This window comes from Psychrobacillus sp. PGGUH221, from assembly GCF_042055255.1.
Lineage (GTDB): Bacteria > Bacillota > Bacilli > Bacillales_A > Planococcaceae > Psychrobacillus.
Window position 1 is genome coordinate 59,296 of sequence record NZ_JAQMHQ010000003.1, and the last position, 21,207, is coordinate 80,502.

At 33.3% G+C, this 21,207-nt stretch carries 25 protein-coding genes; 20 read left to right on the forward strand and 5 right to left on the reverse strand.

All coding sequences use genetic code 11. The features are described 5' to 3' along the window. Positions 1 to 6: 6 nt before the first annotated feature. Positions 7 to 1,815: an oligoendopeptidase F gene (gene pepF, locus PGC35_RS06125; RefSeq protein ID WP_375218536.1), complete on the reverse strand. Its 1,809-nt coding sequence runs from the start codon at positions 1,813 to 1,815 to the stop codon at positions 7 to 9. A gap of 423 nt (positions 1,816 to 2,238) precedes the next feature. On the opposite strand from pepF, the gene PGC35_RS06130 reads away from it, so the two are divergent. The 7 genes from PGC35_RS06130 (at position 2,239) to PGC35_RS06160 (ending at position 8,467) form a co-directional block, all read left to right on the forward strand. Then, positions 2,239 to 3,417, forward strand: a complete 1,179-nt coding sequence (locus tag PGC35_RS06130) for an ABC transporter substrate-binding protein (RefSeq protein WP_375218537.1) — start codon at positions 2,239 to 2,241, stop codon at positions 3,415 to 3,417. A gap of 80 nt (positions 3,418 to 3,497) precedes the next feature. Continuing rightward, on the forward strand, positions 3,498 to 4,373 hold the full coding sequence (locus PGC35_RS06135) for a branched-chain amino acid ABC transporter permease (protein ID WP_056829652.1): 876 nt from the start codon (positions 3,498 to 3,500) through the stop codon (positions 4,371 to 4,373). A gap of 10 nt (positions 4,374 to 4,383) precedes the next feature. Beyond that, positions 4,384 to 5,337 (forward strand): branched-chain amino acid ABC transporter permease, encoded by a 954-nt coding sequence (locus PGC35_RS06140; protein WP_056829653.1) that lies wholly within the window; start codon positions 4,384 to 4,386, stop codon positions 5,335 to 5,337. Beyond that, positions 5,327 to 6,115 carry an ABC transporter ATP-binding protein gene (locus PGC35_RS06145; RefSeq protein ID WP_056829654.1) on the forward strand — a complete coding sequence of 263 codons (789 nt, stop codon included), beginning with the start codon at positions 5,327 to 5,329 and terminating at the stop codon, positions 6,113 to 6,115. The genes PGC35_RS06140 and PGC35_RS06145 overlap by 11 nt, the downstream gene beginning before the upstream one ends. Further along, positions 6,108 to 6,815, forward strand: coding sequence for an ABC transporter ATP-binding protein (locus PGC35_RS06150; protein WP_053592132.1), 708 nt, complete (start codon positions 6,108 to 6,110; stop codon positions 6,813 to 6,815). The genes PGC35_RS06145 and PGC35_RS06150 overlap by 8 nt, the downstream gene beginning before the upstream one ends. A 107-nt stretch (positions 6,816 to 6,922) precedes the next feature. Beyond that, positions 6,923 to 7,786: a cache domain-containing protein gene (locus tag PGC35_RS06155; RefSeq protein WP_375218538.1), complete on the forward strand. Its 864-nt coding sequence runs from the start codon at positions 6,923 to 6,925 to the stop codon at positions 7,784 to 7,786. A gap of 63 nt (positions 7,787 to 7,849) precedes the next feature. Further along, on the forward strand, positions 7,850 to 8,467 hold the full coding sequence (locus PGC35_RS06160) for a GGDEF domain-containing protein (RefSeq protein WP_375218539.1): 618 nt from the start codon (positions 7,850 to 7,852) through the stop codon (positions 8,465 to 8,467). Between the two features lie 40 nt (positions 8,468 to 8,507). Here the strand turns inward: PGC35_RS06160 and PGC35_RS06165 are convergent, their stop codons facing one another. Continuing rightward, complete coding sequence (locus tag PGC35_RS06165; protein WP_375218540.1) at positions 8,508 to 8,879, reverse strand: hypothetical protein; 372 nt, start codon at positions 8,877 to 8,879, stop codon at positions 8,508 to 8,510. Between the two features lie 78 nt (positions 8,880 to 8,957). Between PGC35_RS06165 and PGC35_RS06170 the strand changes: the two genes are divergently transcribed. After that, the gene (locus PGC35_RS06170) at positions 8,958 to 9,401 is read left to right on the forward strand and encodes an OsmC family protein (RefSeq protein ID WP_375218541.1); all 444 of its coding nucleotides are present in this window, start codon (positions 8,958 to 8,960) and stop codon (positions 9,399 to 9,401) included. Between the two features lie 60 nt (positions 9,402 to 9,461). Then, positions 9,462 to 9,692 carry a hypothetical protein gene (locus PGC35_RS06175; protein WP_053589691.1) on the forward strand — a complete coding sequence of 77 codons (231 nt, stop codon included), beginning with the start codon at positions 9,462 to 9,464 and terminating at the stop codon, positions 9,690 to 9,692. Between the two features lie 34 nt (positions 9,693 to 9,726). Here the strand turns inward: PGC35_RS06175 and trhA are convergent, their stop codons facing one another. Beyond that, positions 9,727 to 10,374 (reverse strand): PAQR family membrane homeostasis protein TrhA, encoded by a 648-nt coding sequence (gene trhA, locus PGC35_RS06180; RefSeq protein WP_375218542.1) that lies wholly within the window; start codon positions 10,372 to 10,374, stop codon positions 9,727 to 9,729. A 135-nt stretch (positions 10,375 to 10,509) separates the two neighbouring features. On the opposite strand from trhA, the gene PGC35_RS06185 reads away from it, so the two are divergent. The 6 genes from PGC35_RS06185 to PGC35_RS06210 all read left to right on the forward strand — a co-directional run bounded on the left by PGC35_RS06185 (position 10,510) and on the right by PGC35_RS06210 (position 14,752). Continuing rightward, positions 10,510 to 11,082 (forward strand): DUF1836 domain-containing protein, encoded by a 573-nt coding sequence (locus PGC35_RS06185; RefSeq protein WP_375218543.1) that lies wholly within the window; start codon positions 10,510 to 10,512, stop codon positions 11,080 to 11,082. After that, a complete protein-coding gene (locus PGC35_RS06190; RefSeq protein ID WP_375218544.1) occupies positions 11,082 to 12,623 on the forward strand; it encodes an amidohydrolase in 1,542 nt (513 codons plus the stop codon). The genes PGC35_RS06185 and PGC35_RS06190 overlap by 1 nt, the downstream gene beginning before the upstream one ends. Positions 12,624 to 12,670: 47 nt before the next feature. Continuing rightward, positions 12,671 to 12,979, forward strand: a complete 309-nt coding sequence (locus tag PGC35_RS06195; protein ID WP_375218545.1) for a magnetosome magnetite crystal formation protein family — start codon at positions 12,671 to 12,673, stop codon at positions 12,977 to 12,979. A 14-nt stretch (positions 12,980 to 12,993) separates the two neighbouring features. Continuing rightward, entirely contained in the window at positions 12,994 to 13,815 is an 822-nt protein-coding gene (gene coaW / locus PGC35_RS06200; protein WP_375218546.1) for a type II pantothenate kinase, read from the forward strand. Between the two features lie 163 nt (positions 13,816 to 13,978). Beyond that, positions 13,979 to 14,179, forward strand: coding sequence for a cold-shock protein (locus PGC35_RS06205; protein WP_053589685.1), 201 nt, complete (start codon positions 13,979 to 13,981; stop codon positions 14,177 to 14,179). 108 nt (positions 14,180 to 14,287) lie between these two features. Continuing rightward, the gene (locus tag PGC35_RS06210; protein ID WP_375218547.1) at positions 14,288 to 14,752 is read left to right on the forward strand and encodes a hypothetical protein; all 465 of its coding nucleotides are present in this window, start codon (positions 14,288 to 14,290) and stop codon (positions 14,750 to 14,752) included. A 224-nt stretch (positions 14,753 to 14,976) separates the two neighbouring features. Here PGC35_RS06210 and PGC35_RS06215 read toward each other — a convergent pair whose 3' ends face one another. After that, positions 14,977 to 15,369 carry a reverse transcriptase-like protein gene (locus PGC35_RS06215; protein WP_053589682.1) on the reverse strand — a complete coding sequence of 131 codons (393 nt, stop codon included), beginning with the start codon at positions 15,367 to 15,369 and terminating at the stop codon, positions 14,977 to 14,979. Positions 15,370 to 15,487: 118 nt separating this feature from the next. On the opposite strand from PGC35_RS06215, the gene PGC35_RS06220 reads away from it, so the two are divergent. Beyond that, positions 15,488 to 15,670: a zinc-finger domain-containing protein gene (locus PGC35_RS06220; protein WP_197275611.1), complete on the forward strand. Its 183-nt coding sequence runs from the start codon at positions 15,488 to 15,490 to the stop codon at positions 15,668 to 15,670. A 37-nt stretch (positions 15,671 to 15,707) separates the two neighbouring features. On the opposite strand, the gene PGC35_RS06225 is transcribed toward PGC35_RS06220, so the two are convergent. Continuing rightward, the gene (locus PGC35_RS06225) at positions 15,708 to 15,911 is read right to left on the reverse strand and encodes a cold-shock protein (RefSeq protein ID WP_053589680.1); all 204 of its coding nucleotides are present in this window, start codon (positions 15,909 to 15,911) and stop codon (positions 15,708 to 15,710) included. A 150-nt stretch (positions 15,912 to 16,061) separates the two neighbouring features. Between PGC35_RS06225 and PGC35_RS06230 the strand changes: the two genes are divergently transcribed. The 4 genes from PGC35_RS06230 to PGC35_RS06245 all read left to right on the forward strand — a co-directional run bounded on the left by PGC35_RS06230 (position 16,062) and on the right by PGC35_RS06245 (position 21,187). Further along, positions 16,062 to 17,741, forward strand: coding sequence for a formate--tetrahydrofolate ligase (locus PGC35_RS06230; protein ID WP_375218548.1), 1,680 nt, complete (start codon positions 16,062 to 16,064; stop codon positions 17,739 to 17,741). A 341-nt stretch (positions 17,742 to 18,082) separates the two neighbouring features. After that, positions 18,083 to 18,193: a YjcZ family sporulation protein gene (locus PGC35_RS06235; RefSeq protein ID WP_082460860.1), complete on the forward strand. Its 111-nt coding sequence runs from the start codon at positions 18,083 to 18,085 to the stop codon at positions 18,191 to 18,193. Between the two features lie 478 nt (positions 18,194 to 18,671). Further along, positions 18,672 to 19,307 (forward strand): HD domain-containing protein, encoded by a 636-nt coding sequence (locus PGC35_RS06240; RefSeq protein WP_375218549.1) that lies wholly within the window; start codon positions 18,672 to 18,674, stop codon positions 19,305 to 19,307. Next, entirely contained in the window at positions 19,304 to 21,187 is a 1,884-nt protein-coding gene (locus tag PGC35_RS06245) for an ABC-F family ATP-binding cassette domain-containing protein (RefSeq protein ID WP_375218550.1), read from the forward strand. Before PGC35_RS06240 ends, PGC35_RS06245 begins: the two co-directional genes overlap by 4 nt. The last annotated feature ends 20 nt before the right edge of the window (positions 21,188 to 21,207 follow it).

Below are 21,207 nucleotides of genomic sequence, written 5' to 3' on the forward strand. Positions count from 1 at the left end.
TTTTTATTATTTATCTATCTCATTTGTTAATTTTATTAACTCATCAACTAAGGAACCGATGTACTCGATCGTATCTCTTAACGGTTTCTCTGTTGTAATATCTACTCCGGCCATATTTGCTAATTCAACAGGCGATTTCGTTCCTCCTGATTTTAATACGTTAATCCAATCATCTACCGCAGCTTTACCTTCATCTAAGATGCGCTTAGATACTTGTGTAGAGATTGTAAGGCCGGCACTATAAGTATATGGGTATAGACCCATGTAGTAGTGAGGTTGTCTCATCCATGTCAATTCAGCACCGTCAGTAATTTCTACTGCATCGCCCCAGAATTCTTCCAATACACTTCTTTTATATTCATTTAAAATTTGTGCATTAACTGGTAGTCCTTCATCAATTCTTTCATAAACTTTTCTTTGATAAGCTGCCTCTAATAAGTGCGTAACAAAATTATGATAGTATGTTCTAGCTACTATTGAAGAAATTACCCACCTTTTAAATTTAGGATCATTTGAGTTTTCTAATAAATGATTGGCCATGAGCATTTCATTCATTGTAGAAGGAGCCTCGATAAAATACAAAGAAGGGCGGGCGTTAAATATATTTTGCTCTTTATTTGCATGATAGAAATGACCGGCGTGCCCTAGTTCGTGTGCAAGAACAAATACTTCGTTCATTCTGCTAGACCAAGAAATAAGAATATAGGGGTGGTTACCATATGGACTCGAACAAAAGGCCCCAGTTGATTTGCCGGTATTTTGTGCAAAATCGATCCATCTCTCTTTGTAGGATCGTTCCACCATTTGTATATATTCTTCACCCATTACTTCCAAAGCATCTGTTATATATTTTTTTGACTCCTCAATTGAGATTTTAGGCTCATAAGAAGGATCAAGTGAGATTTTTAAATCTGCAAAAGTCATTTTATCTAATCCGTGTACTTGCTGAAGAAGCTTTGCATACTTTCTCATATGTGGTGCAAGTTCTTTCATAATTAAATCGATTTGTCGATCGTACAAACTACGATCGACCTCTTGGTTTAATAATAAATAGTCGAAAATAGAGTTATAACCTCTTAAATCAGATGTTGTTTTTTCTATTTGTAAGTGCATATCATATGTTTTTGCAGTCGTATGTTGATAATCCTTTAATTTACTCGAAAAAGCTTTGAAAGCTGCGCGTCTTACACTTGTATCTGATTCTGCTTCCCAATCATTTTCAAATAGAACATAACTAAGAGGGTAGGAGGAATTGTTCACTTCAAAATCATTAAAGGAAATATCTAACATTTTGGTTGTATCATACAATTTATAAGGTGCATTAAAGGTTGAAGAAAATGCTGCTAGAGTCTTTTCTACTTCAGGGTGTAATTGATATTGTTTTTTTATAAGAAGCTTTTGTAAAAAATTTTGATATTCTGCACCCTCCGCTATTGCTTCTTGTAAAACTTCGTCAGGTAACTCCACAAGCTCACTATTTAAAAATGAAAGCTTGCTACTTATTTTTGCAGCTAGGGAAGAGAATTTACTTCCGCGCATTTGTGCATCTGTATTTGTCTGGTCTGTGCTAAGAGACAAACTTGCAAAAGTTCCAGCTGGTGTTAGTTTTTCATATAAAGCAGAATAATCTTTTAAAGCCTTTAAAATAATAGACGGCTGATTGATTTTTCCTTTATATTTCTCTTCAAAATAATCTGCAAGTTTCTCTATTTCCTTTAAAGAATCGTTAAAATCTTCTTCTGTTTTAAACAAGTCTTTCAAATTCCATGTTTCTTCTAATTTTACATCTGATCTAATTGGTAAACTTTTAACCATTTTATCACTCCTTAATATTACGGATATCGAACTAATTAATAGTATAACGAACAGAGATGAAAAAGTAAAAACAATCATTTTATTTAAATTTTTCTGTGAATTAAAGAATTTATTAGTGAGAATGATAGAAATTTTAATAATAAATGAATAATATAAATGATTCGAAAGAATTATATTGAGGGTTACGAAATAAAGCAAACGTAGTATTATCAAGGACTTTTGAGGTGAGTCAAAATACTATATTAACCTAATGATAGAAATTTGAGAATTAATCGAAAAATTAGTATAGACTGAATTTGAAGTTTGTTTTACAATGAGATTGTTCTAAACAATATATTGATAGTCTGAGAGAATACTTATAAAAAAGAAAAGTAGTATAGCTTATATTTTCAGAACTATCAAAAAACAGGGGGTAAAATATTTATGAAGTCAAAAAAATTTGCTTCACTTTTCCTTGCATCATCCCTTTTAGCAGGAGTGCTTGCTGGATGTTCAGGTGGAGAAGAGGGTAGTAGTTCCGATGGGGGAGATACTATAAAAATCGGTGCCAACTTAGAACTTTCTGGAGCTGTAGCTTCTTATGGTTCATCCGAGGCAGACGCAATAGAATTAGCTGTTGAGGAAATCAATGCTGACGGTGGTATTGATGGAAAACAAATTGAACTTATTAAAGTAGATAACAAGTCTGATGCTGCAGAAGCAACAAGTGCAGCTATTAAGTTAACTAGTCAAGACAAAGTTACAGCTATAATCGGTGCTGCAACTAGCGGGAACTCAGTGGCTCAAGTACAAATTGCGACGGACAATAAAACTCCTATGATTTCTCCTTCTGGGACTAGTACTACAGTAACTGTTGGAGAAAATGGAAAAGTAAATCCATTCACATTCCGTACTGCATTTATAGATCCTTTTCAAGGAACAGTTGCTGCAAACTTTGCTGCTAATGAGTTAAAAGTTAAAAATGCTGCTGTATTCGCTGATAATGCAAGTGATTATGCAAAAGGTTTAGCAGAATCTTTCATTAAAGACTTTGAAGCTGCTGGAGGCACAATTGTTGCGGAAGAATCTTATGTTGCGAAAGATACTGATTTCCGTTCAACTCTAACACGCATTAAAGCTTCAAATCCAGAATTCATTTTTATTCCAGGATATTACGAAGAAGTTGGCTTAATCGTAAAACAAGCTCGCGAATTGGGAATAACAGTTCCATTGATGGGTGCTGATGGTTGGGATTCACCAACTATTGTCGACTTAGCTGGAGCAGATGCATTAAATAATACTTTTATTATTACTGCTTATTCTGCTGAAGATCCAGATGGCAAAGCGAAAGAATTTGCTGACAAGTTTACTGAAAAGTATGGAGAAGCACCAAACTCATTCCACGCACTTGGATATGATACAGTTTATCTTTTGAAAGATGCGATTGAACGTGCTGGTTCATTGGATGGAACAAAAATTAAAGAAGCGCTTGAGGCTACAGACAACTTAGAATTAGTTACAGGATTATATTCTGTCGATGAAAATCATCATCCTATTAAATCAGCAACTATCATCGAATTCGTAAATGGTGAGCAAGTGTTTAACACTAAAGTTAATCCTTAAGATTAACATGTTTTATATAGGGGGGATTATATCCCTCCTTTTCTATTTCTAGAAACTTTGAATTAAAGGAGTGAAACTTTATGGAATGGTTACAACAATTGATTAACGGTATTTCACTCGGCAGTATATACGCATTAATCGCCCTAGGTTACACAATGGTTTATGGAATAATTAAATTGATTAACTTTGCCCATGGTGACGTGTTCATGGTAGGCTCTTTTATCGGGTTCTATTCGATTACTGTGTTTGGATTAGGATTCTTCCCAGCACTTATTTTATCAATGGCAGCTTGTGCACTCTTTGGTGTAATTATTGAACGCATTGCATACAAGCGATTAAGAAATGCTACAAGAATTGCTGCTCTTATTACTGCTATTGGTGTATCTCTGTTAATAGAATACGGTGTAATTTACATTAGAGGTGCTCAACCAGAAGCTTACCCAGATGTGTTTTCAAATCGTTCTTTTGATATTTTAGGAGCACAAATAAGCGTTCAGTCTATTTTAATTTTGTCTGTTTCAGTTGTATTGATGATATTATTGCAATTTATTGTTCATAAAACGAAAACTGGTAAAGCGATGAGAGCGGTTTCTCATGATACTGAGGCTGCAAAGCTAATGGGTATTAATGTAGATAATACTATTTCTGCTACTTTTGCAATTGGTTCTGCATTAGCTGGAGCAGCAGGTGTAATTTTTGGTGTGTATTATACAAAGATAGATCCGCTAATGGGTGTTATTCCTGGTGTGAAAGCATTTGTTGCCGCAGTTCTTGGAGGTATTGGAATAATACCTGGAGCTATGGTAGGTGGATTAGTATTAGGAGTAGTTGAAACGATTGTTAGTGCATTAGGGTTCTCGTTATGGAGAGATGCTGCTGCATTTATTATCTTAATTCTTATACTAATTTTTAGACCAGCAGGAATCTTTGGAAAAAATACACGAGAGAAAGTGTAGGTGGTACATAATGAAGAAAAAGTCTAAACAATTTTGGCCATTTGTTATAGCGTCTGTATTAGTTTATGTGATTGTTCAACTTCTCATATCCAATGGAATAATGAATCAATTCTATTCTAATACGCTAATCTATATTGCTATCAACATAATATTAGCGGTCAGCCTACATTTAGTAATTGGTATCACGGGGCAATTCTCAATAGGGCATGCAGGATTTTTAGCTGTAGGCGCATATATCTCAGCTATTATAACAATGAAGTTGGGACTTCCATTTATATTGGCCATTATTGTAGGGGGAATTGTTGCAGCTCTAGCTGGTTTAATTGTTGGAATTCCAAGTTTACGATTAAAAGGGGATTATTTAGCAATTGCAACGCTTGGGTTTGCTGAAATAATTCGAATAGTTTTCTTGAATATTGATTATGTTGGTGGAGCAGCAGGGATGCAAGTCTCCCATTTAACTAATTGGACATATGCATTTGTTAGTTTGTTCATTACTATTTTAGTGATTGTTAACTTTACTAATTCAAGACATGGAATTGCTGCTATATCAGTTCGAGAAAATGAAATTGCAGCGGATGCTATGGGTATTAATACAACTTATTATAAAGTTGTGGCATTTACAATTGGTTCGTTTTTTGCCGGAGTAGCAGGGGCTTTATATTCTCATAACTTTTACATTATACAGCCTAGTCAGTTCGGCTTTTTAAAGTCATTTGATATTTTAATATTCGTTGTATTAGGTGGATTAGGTAGTCTTTCAGGAGCAGTGCTTTCTGCAATTTTGCTAACGGTAGTCTCTACTTATCTGCAAGGATATCCTGAGACTCGTATGATTATTTATAGTCTTGTATTAATTTTGGTAATGTTATATCGTCCAAAAGGTTTGATGGGTACGATGGAAATTACAGATTACTTCAAGATATGGAGAACGCCAAAAGGGGGCGGGCAACATGGAAAGTAAGCCGATATTGGAAGTGAAAAATGCTGGTATTCAGTTCGGTGGTTTAAAGGCAGTCCAAAATTTAAATATGGTACTAAATCGTGGTGAACTAGTTGGTCTTATTGGTCCAAATGGTGCTGGGAAAACTACTAGTTTCAACTTATTAACTGGAGTTTATGTACCAACAGAAGGCGATATATTATTTGATGGGGAAAGAATCAATGGATTACCGCCATTTAAAGTTACTCGAAAAGGGATTAGTCGTACATTCCAAAATATTCGTCTATTTAATGATTTATCTGTATTAGATAACGTGAAGGTTGCTTATCATTCACTTGCGAAGCATACGATGGTGAGTTCAATATTTCGTTTACCATCACATTTTAAAGGCGAGCAAGAAATGGAAGAAAAATCTATAGAATTTTTAAAAATATTTGGTTTGGATAAATATAAGGATGAGTTGGCTAAAAATTTACCTTATGGCCAGCAGCGCAGGTTAGAGATTGCACGTGCTTTGGCAGCTGGTCCTAAACTTCTTTTATTAGATGAACCTGCTGCGGGAATGAATCCACAAGAAACAAAAGATTTAATGGATTTAATCGGATTTATTCGAAATAAATTTGATTTGACAATATTACTTATTGAACATGATATGAATTTGGTTATGGGTGTTTGTGAAAGAATTTATGTACTAGATCATGGTCAACTTCTTGCGGAAGGATCACCAGAAGTGATTCGTAACCATCCTAAGGTTATTGAGGCGTATTTAGGGGAGGAAGTTCACAATGACAATGCTTAAGGTTGAAAATATTGATGTTTTTTACGGGAACATCCAAGCACTTAGAGAGGTCTCTATTGAAGTAAACGAAGGGGAAATAGTTACGCTTATAGGTGCAAATGGTGCTGGGAAAAGCACTCTATTGAAAACTATTTCAGGTCTTCTAAAGCCTAAAAAAGGAAAAATTGAATTTCTTGATAAATCGATTGCGGGAAAACAAGCACAAGCAGTTGTAAAATCAGGAATTTCACATGTTCCTGAAGGAAGAAGAGTATTTGCAAATCTGACAGTAGAAGAAAATCTTGAGCTTGGTGCTTTTTTGAGAAAAGACAAAGCTGGCATTAATTCAGATCTTCAGAAGGTTTATGAGATTTTTCCGAGACTACTTGAGCGAAAAAAACAATTATCGGGAACTCTTTCTGGTGGGGAACAACAAATGTTGGCAATGGGTCGTGCAATTATGGCGAAACCCAAGCTTGTACTACTTGATGAACCATCAATGGGTCTTGCTCCATTAATGGTGAAAACAATTTTCCAAGTTATTGAAGATATTAATCGTGATGGCACTACTGTATTGTTAGTAGAACAAAATGCGAACATGGCACTATCTGTTGCAAGTAGAGGGTATGTAATTGAGACAGGTAGGGTAGTGTTGTCTGGTTCTGCTCATGAATTACAGACAAGTGAAGAAGTGAGACAGGCATATTTAGGTGGTCATTAATATAAAGAAGCTTTCATTAGTTAGTATCTAATGAAAGCTTTTTTGTGTAGTTCAAACTTACATATTACATGTTATACTAGATAAATATGTATTTTTTTGGAGGAAAGATGAATAAAACCCTAAGATTTTGGATATTGACATTAATTACATTTTCAATGGTTGCAATATTAAGTAGTTCTTTATTTTCAAGTTATATAGTAACGAAAAAAACTTTAATAGAAAATTCATTAGAACAAAATGAAGTATATTCTTTAAAACTTTCACAAATGACAGAAGAAGTGTTTGAATCAATGCAAGCTAATTTAGAATCAAGGAAACTAGACGTCATTGATAATATGCATGATTCAAAAGTGCTGACAGATATTTTAGATCAACTACTTATTAGTGGAAAGAATTTTAACTCACTTTCTGTAATAGGGAGTGATGGAATTGCTATAGCAACCTCGCCGAATGTTGGTATAGCAGGCAATAAAATTGATTCCCACGGAGTAAAGGAAGCTTTAACTAAAAAGGAGAGTATAATTACTACTCCGTATAGAGCAGTTACAGGGCGTCTATTAGTTTTAGTATCTATTCCTTTATTTAATAGTGCAAATAATTATATAGGAATGTTAAACGGAACAATTTATTTACAAGAAGATAATTTTATTCAAAATATATTAGCTGAGCATTTTAATGAAGATGGTTCCTATGTGTTCGTAGTAGATAAGGAAGGTACTTTAATTTATCATCCTGAAAAAGATCGGATTGGTGAAAAGGTAAGTGAAAATAAGGTAGTACAAAATTTAATGAATAAAGAAAATGGATCAAAAGAAATCTTTAATACAAAAGGTGAACATGTTTTAGCTGGCTATTCTTATATTGCAGCTAGTGGGTGGGGGGTTGTTTCTCAAACACCATTTGATAGCAGTTTAAATCCTTTAAAAGGTATTATTTTGAAAATGTTTTTGTATGCCTTACCTTTCTTATAAATTTTTTACATATTAGCATTTTATATTTCAGAACGTTTAGCCTCCCCTTTAAAAAAGTTAGCTTTGTTTACGTTAAATTCTCATAAAGAAGATATAAGCATCGAAAACTTAAAAATATCTACTTGGTATTTTGAGGCCAAACAATTAACAGAAACGATTAATAACTATCATAAAATGCAACAAGAAACTGTAGCAGACTTTAAACACCAATCTTTAACTGATCCTTTGACTGGCCTAAAAAATAGAAGGTATTCAGAATTTGTTTTTACTGATTTAATAGAATCTAATCAGCAATTTTCAATAATGATGATTGACATAGATCATTTTAAGTTAGTTAATGATGAATTTGGTCACAATGCAGGAGATGAAGTATTAAAGTTTCTAGCGAGCAAAATGAAATCTTTTACAAGAGATCATGATGTTTGTATTAGGCTTGGTGGAGAAGAATTTATCGTCTTACTTCCAAACTGTATTCTTTCAGAGGCATATACGATTGCTGAAAAACTAAGAAAAGATATAGAAATAAGTATTCCTCCAACAAATAAGAAAATAACCATTTCATTGGGAGTGGCTGAATATAGGAATAGTTTTGAAAGTATAACTGATGTAATGAATAGAGTTGACGTGGCACTTTATATGGCAAAATCTGAGGGAAGAAACAAAACAGTTATTTCTAAATAAAAAAAGTTTTTCTCGCAAAAAAGCGGAAAAACTTCTTTTTTTATTTATTTTTCTTTATCATATATACAATGCCCTCTGTAATCAGACCTACTACTAAGCCAAATGTAGTAAAAATAAATAAAGAAAGAATACCAACTAGGTCTCCCCAACCTTCTAATCCAGAAATGAAGGAACGGAAAAGTTCAATGAAACCAATTAGAAGTCCAGCCGTAAATAGATAATAAGCTATTTTCAATTTATAAAATAATAATGCTCCTGAAATTGTCCCAACTAAAACGGAGATAACAGTAAATGCAATAAAATTACGGATTACTAAATCCTGTCCAAGTACATATTTTACTCCAAGTATTAGTAAAAAGAGTGAAAGGACAACTGTAATTCCAGCTATTTTCCCATAATTCCTTAACAACATAATCGCCCACTTTCTTAAATACATCATACTTTAAATCAATATATTCCAACAAGCTAAAATGAGGAAGGAGATAATACAGTGACAGAGCATTTGTTTCATTTAAAAGCCAATTGGCCAGGCAACAGAAATGATATAGGGGAGATTCGAGCGGAAAATTTACAAACTCGAATATCTATTCCTAAAGAAATGGAAGGACCTGGAGAAGGCACTAATCCAGACGAAATGCTATTAGGTGCAGCTGCTACTTGCTATATTATAACGCTAGCTGCAATGATGGAAAGAAGTAAAATTTTAAAAGAGAGATTAGATATGGATTCCACAGCAATTGTTGATGTGACGAATGGTATATTTACGTATAAAAAAATAATTCATCGTCCAACCATCGTTTTAACATATGAAAAAGACAAAGTAATGGCAGAAAAAATTGTGGTAAAAGCGGAGCAAAATTGTATGATCAGTAAAGCATTAAGAGGAAATGTAGAAATTGAACTTAAACCTACTATTTTAACAATAAATGAATAGCTTTTATGTTATTTGATGTATAATTTAAATATTCAAATACTTGTAAAGTGAGGATGGGTCATGACCGGCACAATCGCTGTTATTCTTATATTTTCCGTTCCAATTATCAAACTAATTACAACGCATTTTGAAAACAAAGAACAAATAAAAGGTGCGAGAGTAAAGGATGAACTTGAATTAGAAAAATTAAAATATGATAATTTTGTTATCGAAACAGAAAAAATGAGGCTCCAACTTGAACAGATGCGTATAGATTCACCAAATGATGAGTTTCAAAAATTATTAAAATAATGTAACCGCCCTATTTTAAATGGGCGGTTTTAATTTATATGACAAATGAGAAAACACATATGAAGTGACAAAGCGTACCAAGAAGAATAAATATATGGAAAATCTCATGGAAACCAAGTTTTTTAATAAATGCAATCTTAGGCTTTAAGCCATAGATTATACCACCAATTGTATATAATACTCCGCCTATAATTAAATAGAAGATTCCTTGAGTACCAATTTTTTCTGTTAATGGCGAGGCTAAAAATACAATAATCCATCCCATGCCAATATATAGAGCAGTTGATATCCATCTAGGGCAATTGAACCACACCATTTTAAATAATATACCGCAAATTGCAATAATAGAAATGATGATAAATAGTATGTAACCAGTAGTTCCTTTTAAAGTTATTAAACAGAATGGGGCATATGTTCCAGCAATTAATAAATAGATCATCGAATGATCTAATCTTCTTAAAAACTGGATGATACTATCCTTTGCTATTACCATATGATAGGTTGCTGAGGAGGAATAAAGTAAAATCATGCTTCCTCCAAATATAATTATTGCAATAATTGTTAATAAGGAATCGCCATTTATCATTACTTTAACAAGCATTGCAGTAAGACCTAATAAAGAAAGTATAGCTCCAAATAAATGTGATAATCCGTTAAATGGTTCTCTAATATATTGATTCAAAATAATTCCTCCCATTACACCATGTAGTTTATATAACTACTTAATATAATATAACTAACACGTTTGATAGTCAATGTTTACTGATAGTGAAATTTGCGATACGATAAATGAAATAACTTTTTCGGAGGGACTTAAGTGATTAATTCAGCTGATATACTTCAAAAGCTAGCACTCGAATCAAATATAAGGCAAGAAGAAATACCCGATATTGATTTGTATATGGACCAAGTCATACAGTTATTTGACGCAAAGTTTGAAAAATCTCTTCGAAATACAGAAGAGAAAGTATTAACAAAAACAATGATAAATAACTATGCAAAAGGGAAGCTTTTTATTCCAATTAAAAATAAAAAATATTCGAAAGAGCATATTATGTTAATAAGCATGATCTACCAATTAAAAGGGGCGCTTTCAATAAATGATATTAAAGCTATACTTGCCCCTGTAAATGAAAGAATAGAAACAGAACAATTTGAACTAGAAAGTTTCTATTCTACATTAATAGAATTGCAGCAAAAGAATACTAATAACATAACGGATCAAATCAAGAGACAAGAACAAGAAATACAACAGCTAACGACTGATGAAGAACTAAGACAGGTATTATTTATTTCAGCATTAGCTAATATAAGTAATGCATATAGAAAAGCTGCTGAGATATTAGTAGATGATTTATTGGAAAGCAATAAAATAAAGGGGGAAAAATAATGAAAACTTTATGGACAGATGGAAATATTTTCACAATGCATGAGGAAGACCAAAAGATAGAAGCTGTGTTAGTTGAAGATGGAAAAATTATTCGAACGGGTTCAAAAGAATCTCTTTTACCACTTGCAAATAAGGTGAATTCTCTAAATGGAGCTACTATGTACCCTGGATTTGTTGATAGTCATATTCATTTGATTATGCATGGGGAAAAATTAGCTTATTTAGACTTGTCTACTTTTACTTCTATTAATGAGATTGTAAAAGAGGTGGCTCAACGAGTTGATGGTAACGAATGGTACGTTGCAGAAGGATGGAATGACAACAAATTAATAGAAGGAAGACAGATTTATTGTTCAGATTTAGATCATATTAATGAAACGCCTATTGTTTTAAAGAGAGTATGTAGACATGTGCTAGTAGCAAATTCCAAAGCAATGGAACTTGCTGGAATAACAAAAGATACTCCAAATCCAACAGGAGGGATTATCGGCAAGGATTCAGATGGGAACTTAAATGGCTTATTTTATGATGAAGCACAACAATTGATCACTTCAAAAATACCTCCTGCAACAACAGAGTATTTAGTAGATGTGATTAAAAACAGTGTAAGTGACTTACAAGCAAAAGGTTTAACAGGTGTACATACGGAAGAAATGGCGTATTATGGACCTTATACAATACCTTTACAAGCCTATCGAGAAGCAATTGATAAAAATTTTAGAGTACATCTTTTAAGACATCATGACGCTTTCGAGATGATGCAAGGAGAGAAGCCAAGCGAATTTATAGAATTTGGAGCTATGAAAATATTTGTAGATGGTTCTTTAGGTGGTCATACCGCACTATTGTCGGAAGATTATTCCGATAATCCAGGAAATAAAGGTGTAGCAGTCCATGACCCAGATAAACTGGAGCAATTGGTACAATTAGCAAGAAAATTTAACGAAACAATTGCTGTTCATGTTATCGGAGATAAGGCAACAGAAATAATTGTCGGCTTAATAGAAAAGTATCCTGCTCCGGCTGGAAAGAAGGATAGACTGATACACGTGAACGTTCTAAGCGAAGAGTTAATGGAAAGAATGATTAAATTACCAGTGGTCCTTGATCTCCAACCAATTTTTGTACCTTCTGATTTTCCTTGGGTTATCGATCGACTTGGTAACAATCGTTTAAAATGGGCATACGCTTGGAAAACACTAATTGATCGAGGGTTTGAATGCTCCGGTGGATCTGATTCCCCTGTAGAAGTGGCTGATCCTCTTTTAGGAATGGACGCTGCAGTAAATAACTCCTATCTACCCGAGCAATCTCTTTCTGTGTTTGAAGCAATTTCTTTATTTACAACCGGTAGTGCAAAAGCTATTGGCAAAGAAAATGAAAGAGGAAAAATATTACCTGGTTATGATGCAGATTTTACTGTAGTAAGCACAGAGTTAAACAAAACGACTTTTCTAAAAGCATCTATTTTAGAAACCATTGTCGCAGGTGAGATAGTCTACAAAAATAATAGTTTAGTAGAAAATGAAACGAATAATTAATTGCTACGTATATATAATATAAATTCATCGAAAGGAGTATGAGTCTTTTGGAAAACACAGGTTTAAAGGTATTGCTACATGCTAGTACTTGGTTTGCGCCATTTTTAGTTCCATTTATTTTGTATTTAGTAATTGATGATGCAGAAATAAAAAAACTATCCATTCAAGCAATTCTTTTCCAATTAGTAATCGGTGCTTTAATTTTTATTTCTGCTATACTAATTATTTTTTTAATCGGTATACCAATGATAATTATTTTTGGTATAATGGCATTTGTTGTACCAATTATCGGAATTGTAAAAGCAGTTAATGGAAGTACATTTAATTATCCTATAGTAGGTTCTTGGATTAAATAAAAGGGGAATTTTTAATGGCTACTAAAATCGGTATTGATGCAGGTGGAACGTTAACGAAAATAGCTTATTTTGATGAACATTTGAATTTACAATTAATCAGCTTCCTATCATCAGATATGCAAGCAGTAAAGGATTGGATTGATACTAATCACTCGTTAGCTTCCATTTGTCTTACCGGTGGCCGTGCTGAACAATTAAAGAAATATTTTCTTTCCTCATTGGACATACCATACATAGTTGAATTTGATGCTACAATGGCTGGAGTTATGTATCAATTAAAACAAGAAAATATTGAATGTGAGAAAGCGATTATTGCGAACATTGGAACTGGGACATCTATACATATAATGAAAGAAAATTCACATAGTCGACTTGGTGGTACTGGAATTGGTGGGGGAACTCTAATTGGATTGGGACAAGCTTTAACTGGGATAACTGATTATAAAGAGATGATAGAGCTATCCGACTTAGGCATTAGATCTTCCATTGATATTCTTGTAAGTGATATTTACGAAAACAATAAATTACCGATTAATGGTTCTCTGACAGCAAGTAATTTTGGTGGTGTAGCACTTAAAGGGAACTTAAATAGAAGGTATGAGGACTATTTATCAGGAGTACAAGGTATAATTGGTGAAGTCGTTGCATCTTTATGTATACAAGCAGCAGATGCTCACTCTATTGACAACATTATTTATATTGGTTCAACATTAGAAAATAATGAATTACTAAAGAATATAATGGAAAGCTATACAATATTGAAAGAGAAAAAACCATTTTTCTTAGAAAAACATGGGTATAGTGGGGCAATTGGAGCTTTACTGGAAAGTATTTAATTTCTTTGAGTAAAAGTGTTGCAATAAATAATGATGCATGTTATATTTAAAGAGGATTATTTTTGTTCGGTTAGTTAGTAGGTGGCAACACTTTTACTTAACAGTGTTGAGCAAGGATAGTAACACAATGTATGCAGCAACTGCATGCGAGGAGGAAACACACATGGAACAAGGTAAAGTAAAATGGTTTAACTCAGAAAAAGGATTCGGATTTATCGAACGCGAAGGCGGAGACGACGTATTCGTACACTTCTCAGCTATCCAAAGCGAAGGTTTCAAATCTCTTGACGAAGGTCAAGAAGTAACTTTTGAAATCGAGCAAGGCCAACGTGGTCTTCAAGCTACTAACGTAGTTAAAGCTTAATTTTAAACCTAAACTTTAACAGACTCTCTATTTGGGAGTCTGTTTTTTTGTATTATGATATGTTATAACATTCAATAGTGTTGTTACTTTGAAATGGGAGTTGGTTAAATGAAAAAGTGGAAAAAAGAAATTCTAATCAATGCACCAATTGAATATGTTTGGCAATTTTTTTACGGTGACTTACATAAAAAGAAAATGATATTCCCTAAAGTAATAGATGAAAATATCATTAAGCAAACAGACCAAGTTGTTGGGTCGGTTATAAAACAAACTTACCAAAATGGTTCTTTAAATGAACAATATGAATTAACTATCAAAAAATACAAAGATGAACAAAATTATAAATCGTATCAAGAGAGCTTTATACTCAATGACCGATTTCGTATGACCATTGAATATGAATTGGAAAATCAAAATGAAACAACGACAAAATTTATATACACATCCATTAACAAACCTAAAAATATTTTATTAAGTATTTTTCAATTGTTTGGTAATTCTGATGTTGTGGACAGGTTTATGTCTCGAACTAAAGAGACAATAGAAACTGCTTATAAAAATGAAGAAGCATAGATGTAATATGCTTTGTTACAAGATTTAATAGCAGCTAAAAATATATATAGCCTAAAGAGATGTTTAGAAAAAGTTAAGTTACAATTTTTCGTTATACATAAATTTTTTCGGTTTGATTATATTACACTAGAGAATGCTAGGGTAAATGTTGGATTCGTTAAAGTAATTGAGAATGGGTACTATAAGAATCAGAAGAATACAATTTAACGAAAAAAAGCTGCCATTTAAGGCAGTTTTTTTAATACAGCTTCTCTAGCTAATGCGTGTGCTGCTTTATTTTGTTCATCTGGAATCCATTTTATAAAGAAAAAATCAAAGGTATCGCTGATCTTTAATATTTTTTCTAATATTGCTGCGAATTCTGCATTTTTAGCATATTTTTTTTCTACCGCAGCACAAACAATTTGTGAATCCGTCCGTACTGAAATGATGGACGAAGTAAGTTTTTGTACCTCCTCAAGTCCTCTAAGCAATGCTAAAAATTCTGTCGTATGATTTGAATATATACCTATATATTCGCTTATCTTAATATGATGACCTTCCCCTTTAATAAAAACACCAATACCACTTGGCCCTGGATTTCCTGTTGTGGATCCATCAATATAAACTTCAAGCATTTGTATCACCTGATTTTCATTATTTTTTTTTCAGAATGTACTTGTTTGCATGTTGCTCACTTGCAAATAGAAGCATTCAAATAGTACAATCAAATTTATTATAGCGAGGAGAATTAATATGAAAAATAGTCAAATAATAAATGAAATAGATTATTTATTAAATACCTATTGCGATGGTTGTTTTGTAAAAACCTTATTACGCAAAGAAAAAGGTAAGACTGTCGCCCATGATTTCTGTATTCATTCTTGCACAGTGGGAGAAGAAATAAGACAGGTTGGAGAGAAACTAAATTCTAAATAAAAAAGACCCACGACCAATTGTCGCAGGAAGAACTGTATTAACTGTTTTTAATGACATTTGCAGCTTGAGGTCCGCGGTTTCCTTCTATTATATCGAAAGATACATCTTGTCCTTCTTCTAAAGCTCGAAATCCATCTCCCTGAATACCTGTAAAATGGACAAATACGTCTTCTCCATCGTTGTACTCGATAAATCCGTAGCCTTTTTCATTGTTGAACCATTTTACTTTCCCCTGTTGCATAATAGTTCCTCCCTCGATCCACTAAATATTCTGAGAATGGATAGTTTAACTATACCATTAAATGCCAGGAATCGTCAATAATATGTCGAATTTACTTCGTTCTTATATACTTTTATTTGGATATAATAAAATAAAAAAGTAGGGATAAATATGAATGCTAAAATAGAAGCACCATCTGATTTAAGTATTGCCAAAAATGCAACATTGAAACCAATTCATCAAATTAGTGAAAAAATTGGAATACCGAAAGAAGCTATAGAATTATATGGAAATTATAAAGCAAAAATAGATCCTACTAAAATTTCTAAAAAAGCTACCCCTGGTAAAATTGTATTAGTAACAGCAATTAATCCGACCGCTGCAGGAGAAGGGAAATCAACTGTAACTGTTGGGCTCGCGGATGCAATACAACAGTTAGGTCAGTCGGTTGCTGTTGCGCTAAGAGAACCTTCATTGGGACCAGTTATGGGTATTAAAGGTGGGGCTACAGGTGGTGGATTTGCTCAAGTTTTACCGATGGAACAAATTAATCTTCATTTTAATGGAGATCTTCATGCCATTACTACTGCTAATAATGCTTTGTCTGCATTTATTGATAATCACCTCTTTCAAGGAAATGATATAAATTTAGACCCTAGAAGGATTATTTGGAAACGAGTAATGGATATGAATGATCGTGCATTACGTCATATTACAATTGGTCTCGGTGGTCCTAAACAAGGGGTTCCTCGTGAAGATGGTTTCGATATTACTGTAGCTTCTGAAATTATGGCCGTGCTATGCCTTGCAAAGGATTTAGAAGACTTGAAAGAAAGACTTTCACAGATTGTAATCGGATATACATATGACAAGGAACCAGTAACAGTTCGATCGTTAGGTGTAGCAGGTGCACTCACACTTTTGTTAAAAGATGCATTTAAACCTAATTTAGTGCAGACAATAGAAGGAACTCCTGCAATTATTCACGGAGGTCCATTTGCAAATATAGCACATGGATGTAACTCCATTATTGCAACAAAAACAGCAACAAACTTAGCGGATATCGTTATTACAGAAGCTGGTTTTGGAGCAGACTTGGGTGCTGAGAAGTTCATGCACATTAAATCAAGACAAGGTGGTTTTTCACCAGATGCCGTAGTAATTGTGGCTACTATTCGTGCACTTAAAATGCAAGGTGGAAAGCAAAAGGATACCTTGAAGGAAGAAGATGTAAAAGCACTTTTAGTTGGTATCAAAAACCTAGAAAAGCATATTGAAACGATACAAGCATTTGGAATCGAACCAGTGGTTGCATTAAATAAATTTATAACAGATTCACCTGCAGAAATAGATGCAATGCTTTCTTGGTGTAAAGAGAAGAACATAGCTATTGCGTTAACGGAAGTTTGGGAAAAAGGGGGAGCTGGCGGAATAGAGCTCGCAGAACTCGTATTAAAAGAATTGGAAAAGCCTAATCATTTCTCCCCTTTATACGATGTAACACAAACAATCGAGGAAAAAGTTTTAATTATTGTAAAAAAAGTATACGGCGGAAAAAATGTAGTGTTTACGGAAGAAGCCATAAAACAAATCGATCAAATTAGATCATTCGGCTGGGATGCATTACCGATTTGTATGGCAAAAACACAATATTCTTTATCCGACCAACCGAAGCTCATGGGAAGACCAACTGACTTTACGATTACTGTACGTGAAGTAATACCTAAACTTGGTGCGGGATTTCTAGTATGTTTAACTGGAGATATTATGACAATGCCTGGCTTACCTAAAAAACCAGCAGCTTTGAACATGGATGTTGATGAAAAAGGAGAAGCTATAGGATTGTTTTAACGTTTTTAAAAGACTGCTCAATTAGCAGTCTTTTTTTATGGAATGTCGTCGTTGCGAATGGTTACGAGTGTAATTTACTCGAATGTATCCGCACTTGGTTCTAAAAGCTGATTAAACAATGCGAAAATTAATTTCTTATTCACTTGTCTAACTTTGCTTTACTAAAAGGCTTCAAAGACTTTTACTTTTTAATGCTTTTTATTTGTGAGTAATTACCTCAATACTTAATTAGAAGGGCAGAAAGATTTTAAATTTAATTTTTAATATGAGATAAATTACCTTATCCATTTCTTAATCTTTTCATAACTTATAAATATTATTAAGAAAGGAGGGGGTTAAGAATGTCCGGTTATGGTGGATGCGAAAATGGTGGATACGGAAACAACAGCTTCGCTTTAATAGTTGTATTGTTTATCCTACTTATAATTGTTGGGGCATCTTTTATTTATTAAAGGAAGTACGTTGGAGTTAGGTCAGAAAGCTTAAGCTTGTACAACATTTCATTTTAGTCGTGAGGTATTTTTTCTAAATTACAAAACGAACTAAAAGACATTATTAATTAAGTAGTAAAAAATGATATAAATACAATTTCTTTATAAATCTCCTCTTCAGAAAAAGCGACTTTCTCTATATAGAGTTAGTCGCTTTTCATATGTGTATTTAAATAGAAAAAATCAACGCAAAATAAAATGGTTTTAATAAACTATAAATACCATTTCTAATGTTATTTTGCATTCAATATTCACTTTTTTTTGTATATACGTCGCTATTGTATTTATATTAACCTTGATAAATTGATTTTAAATACTTATTTTACTCTTCGATAACCTTGATATTACAAGGATTTAGCAATATTAATTCATCTAAATACAAGTCAACTATGTTATTGTATATAATAAGAAGATGAGTTCGTTTAAGGAGTTAGATAGGATGAATACAATTGAAAAATGTGAACGATTAGTCAAAGAAGTGTACAAGCATTTTGATGCTAGTCACGACTTTCAACATATTGAAAGAGTTAGAAAGAATGCATTAGAAATTTTAGAATCATGTGAACATGCAGAACAAGAAATAGTTGAGCTTGCAGTACTATTACATGATGTCAGTGATCCTAAATATGCTAATGACAATGAGAAATCCGAAGAAAATCGTATTATCGATTTACTACATTTGCCAGATGATAAAGTAAGCCATATAAAAGAAGTAATTCGCTCGATTTCATTTAATGGTGGAAATGAAGTAGAGCCTAAAACAATAGAAGCGAAAATTGTTCGAGATGCTGATAGGTTGGATGCAATAGGGGCGGTGGGTATTGCTCGAACTTTTGCCTATGGCGGAGCAAAAGGTAGAAAGCTTTATGACTCTCGTGAAACACCTAGAGCAAATATGTCCGTTGAAGAATATCGATCAACAGAAACAGCTTCTGTTACTCATTTTTATGAAAAATTATTATTACTTGCTGAAGGAATGCTTACGGAAAAAGGGAAAGAGCTTGCGCAAGAAAGACATGCTTTTATGGAGTCTTTTTTGCAAAACTTAAGAAAAGAAACTGGGGAAACGATATGAGTCATTTAATAATTTCAAACTTAACGAAAACAGTTGGAGAAAAAACACTGTTTGAAAATATAGCATTTACGATTAATAATCAGAACCGTGCAGGATTAATAGGGATAAATGGTACTGGCAAGTCTACATTTCTATCGATTATAGCGGGGCAGTTAGAAGCAGATTCAATAGAGCGTGACAATCCAAACAAATATCGAATTGCTTATTTAGAGCAGCAGCCTATCTTTGAGAAAGAGGAAACGGTCCTTCAAGCAGTATTTGGTGGAGATTCACCTATATTAAAAATAAACCGTGAATATGAAGAAGCGTTAGTTGCTTTAATGGAAGACTCCAACTCAACTGCATTACAAGATAAATTGATGAATTTACAATCACAAATGGATGACCTACAAGCTTGGGATGTAAATGCATTAGCGAAAACAGCATTAACGAAATTGGGTATTACCCAATTTGAAGATTCTGTTTTACATCTATCTGGTGGTCAGCAAAAAAGAGTTGCACTTGCAAAAGTATTGATTGAACCTGCTGACTTACTTCTATTAGATGAACCAACAAACCATTTAGACAAAGAGTCTACCGACTGGTTACAGGAAATGCTTCAACGGGTAGAAGGTGCCATTATATTTGTTACACATGATCGCTATTTCCTCGACGCTGTCGCAACACATATTTATGAATTAGCTGATAAAACGCTATACACGCATTCCGGTAATTATGCTGATTATTTAGAGTCTAAAGCGATTCGCGAAGAAATGAATGCATCTTCTCAACAAAAATTACAAAATTTATACCGCAACGAATTGAAATGGATTCGAAGAGGGGCAAAAGCAAGATCGACGAAACAAAAAGCTCGAAAAGATAGATTTGAAGAAATAGGATCAAAAATAGATCGTGACAATTCTAATCAGAATTTAGAAATGGAGCTTGCAACGACAAGATTAGGTAAGCAAGTACTAGAAGGAAATTCTATTACTAAACAGTTTGGAACGAAAAAAATAGTAGATGAATTTAATTTTCTTTTACAAGCTGGAGATCGAATTGGAATTGTTGGACCAAATGGGGTAGGGAAAAGTACAGTTTTGAAAATGCTTGCTGGTGAAATACCAATGGATTCTGGTGATATTATTGTTGGTTCAACAGTAAAGCTTATGCATTTTACGCAACAATTACCTGAAATGAATGAGCAGACGAGAATGATTGAATATGTTCGTGAGTCTTCTAATTTAATCGAAACGGGATCTGGAGAGAAATTTTCTGCTGCCCAGATGCTTGAAAGATTTTTGTTCCCTTTAAATACTCATGGTACACAAATTGGCAAGCTATCTGGTGGAGAGAAGAAACGACTAGTTTTGTTAAAAATGCTGATGGAACAACCTAATGTGTTATTACTAGATGAACCAACGAACGATTTAGACATTCAAACATTGTCCGTTTTAGAAGACTTTATGGAAACTTTCCCTGGCGTAATAATTACTATTTCCCATGATAGATTTTTCTTAGATAGAATTGCGAAAAAGCTGTGGATATTAAATGGAGATGGTACTGTCAAAGAATGGTTAGGGATATATTCGGATTACTTAGAGGAACAAAAAATGAATCCTTCAAAATTGGACGAAGTTAGAGTAGAAGAAATCGAAATAAAAACAACGACTAAAGAGAAGAAAAAACTGTCCTATAAAGAACAGCGTGAATTTGAAACTATTAGTGTCGATATTGAAAAGGTAGAAAAGCTTATAGCTGAAATAGAAGAAAAACTTTCAAAAGCCGGCACAGATTTTACTTTACTACAAGAGTTAACGGAGCAATTGGATAAGGAAAATGAGAAATATGAGCAATTAATCGAACGTTGGTCTTATTTAGAAGAGCTTGCTTCTTCTTAAAAGATAATTGGAGGGTACAA

Coding starts and splice junctions, on each gene's coding strand:
- PGC35_RS06145 (WP_056829654.1), top strand. CDS start 5,327: ATGGAAAGTAAGCCGATATTGGAAGTGAAAAATGCTGGTATTCAGTTC.
- PGC35_RS06135 (WP_056829652.1), top strand. CDS start 3,498: ATGGAATGGTTACAACAATTGATTAACGGTATTTCACTCGGCAGTATA.
- PGC35_RS06230 (WP_375218548.1), top strand. CDS start 16,062: ATGAATGCTAAAATAGAAGCACCATCTGATTTAAGTATTGCCAAAAAT.
- PGC35_RS06155 (WP_375218538.1), top strand. CDS start 6,923: ATGAATAAAACCCTAAGATTTTGGATATTGACATTAATTACATTTTCA.
- PGC35_RS06215 (WP_053589682.1), bottom strand. CDS start 15,369: ATGCTTGAAGTTTATATTGATGGATCCACAACAGGAAATCCAGGGCCA.
- PGC35_RS06150 (WP_053592132.1), top strand. CDS start 6,108: ATGCTTAAGGTTGAAAATATTGATGTTTTTTACGGGAACATCCAAGCA.
- PGC35_RS06190 (WP_375218544.1), top strand. CDS start 11,082: ATGAAAACTTTATGGACAGATGGAAATATTTTCACAATGCATGAGGAA.
- PGC35_RS06130 (WP_375218537.1), top strand. CDS start 2,239: ATGAAGTCAAAAAAATTTGCTTCACTTTTCCTTGCATCATCCCTTTTA.
- PGC35_RS06210 (WP_375218547.1), top strand. CDS start 14,288: ATGAAAAAGTGGAAAAAAGAAATTCTAATCAATGCACCAATTGAATAT.
- PGC35_RS06175 (WP_053589691.1), top strand. CDS start 9,462: ATGACCGGCACAATCGCTGTTATTCTTATATTTTCCGTTCCAATTATC.
- PGC35_RS06235 (WP_082460860.1), top strand. CDS start 18,083: ATGTCCGGTTATGGTGGATGCGAAAATGGTGGATACGGAAACAACAGC.
- pepF (WP_375218536.1), bottom strand. CDS start 1,815: ATGGTTAAAAGTTTACCAATTAGATCAGATGTAAAATTAGAAGAAACA.
- PGC35_RS06220 (WP_197275611.1), top strand. CDS start 15,488: ATGAAAAATAGTCAAATAATAAATGAAATAGATTATTTATTAAATACC.
- PGC35_RS06245 (WP_375218550.1), top strand. CDS start 19,304: ATGAGTCATTTAATAATTTCAAACTTAACGAAAACAGTTGGAGAAAAA.
- coaW (WP_375218546.1), top strand. CDS start 12,994: ATGGCTACTAAAATCGGTATTGATGCAGGTGGAACGTTAACGAAAATA.
- PGC35_RS06165 (WP_375218540.1), bottom strand. CDS start 8,879: ATGTTGTTAAGGAATTATGGGAAAATAGCTGGAATTACAGTTGTCCTT.
- PGC35_RS06225 (WP_053589680.1), bottom strand. CDS start 15,911: ATGCAACAGGGGAAAGTAAAATGGTTCAACAATGAAAAAGGCTACGGA.
- PGC35_RS06140 (WP_056829653.1), top strand. CDS start 4,384: ATGAAGAAAAAGTCTAAACAATTTTGGCCATTTGTTATAGCGTCTGTA.
- PGC35_RS06205 (WP_053589685.1), top strand. CDS start 13,979: ATGGAACAAGGTAAAGTAAAATGGTTTAACTCAGAAAAAGGATTCGGA.
- PGC35_RS06240 (WP_375218549.1), top strand. CDS start 18,672: ATGAATACAATTGAAAAATGTGAACGATTAGTCAAAGAAGTGTACAAG.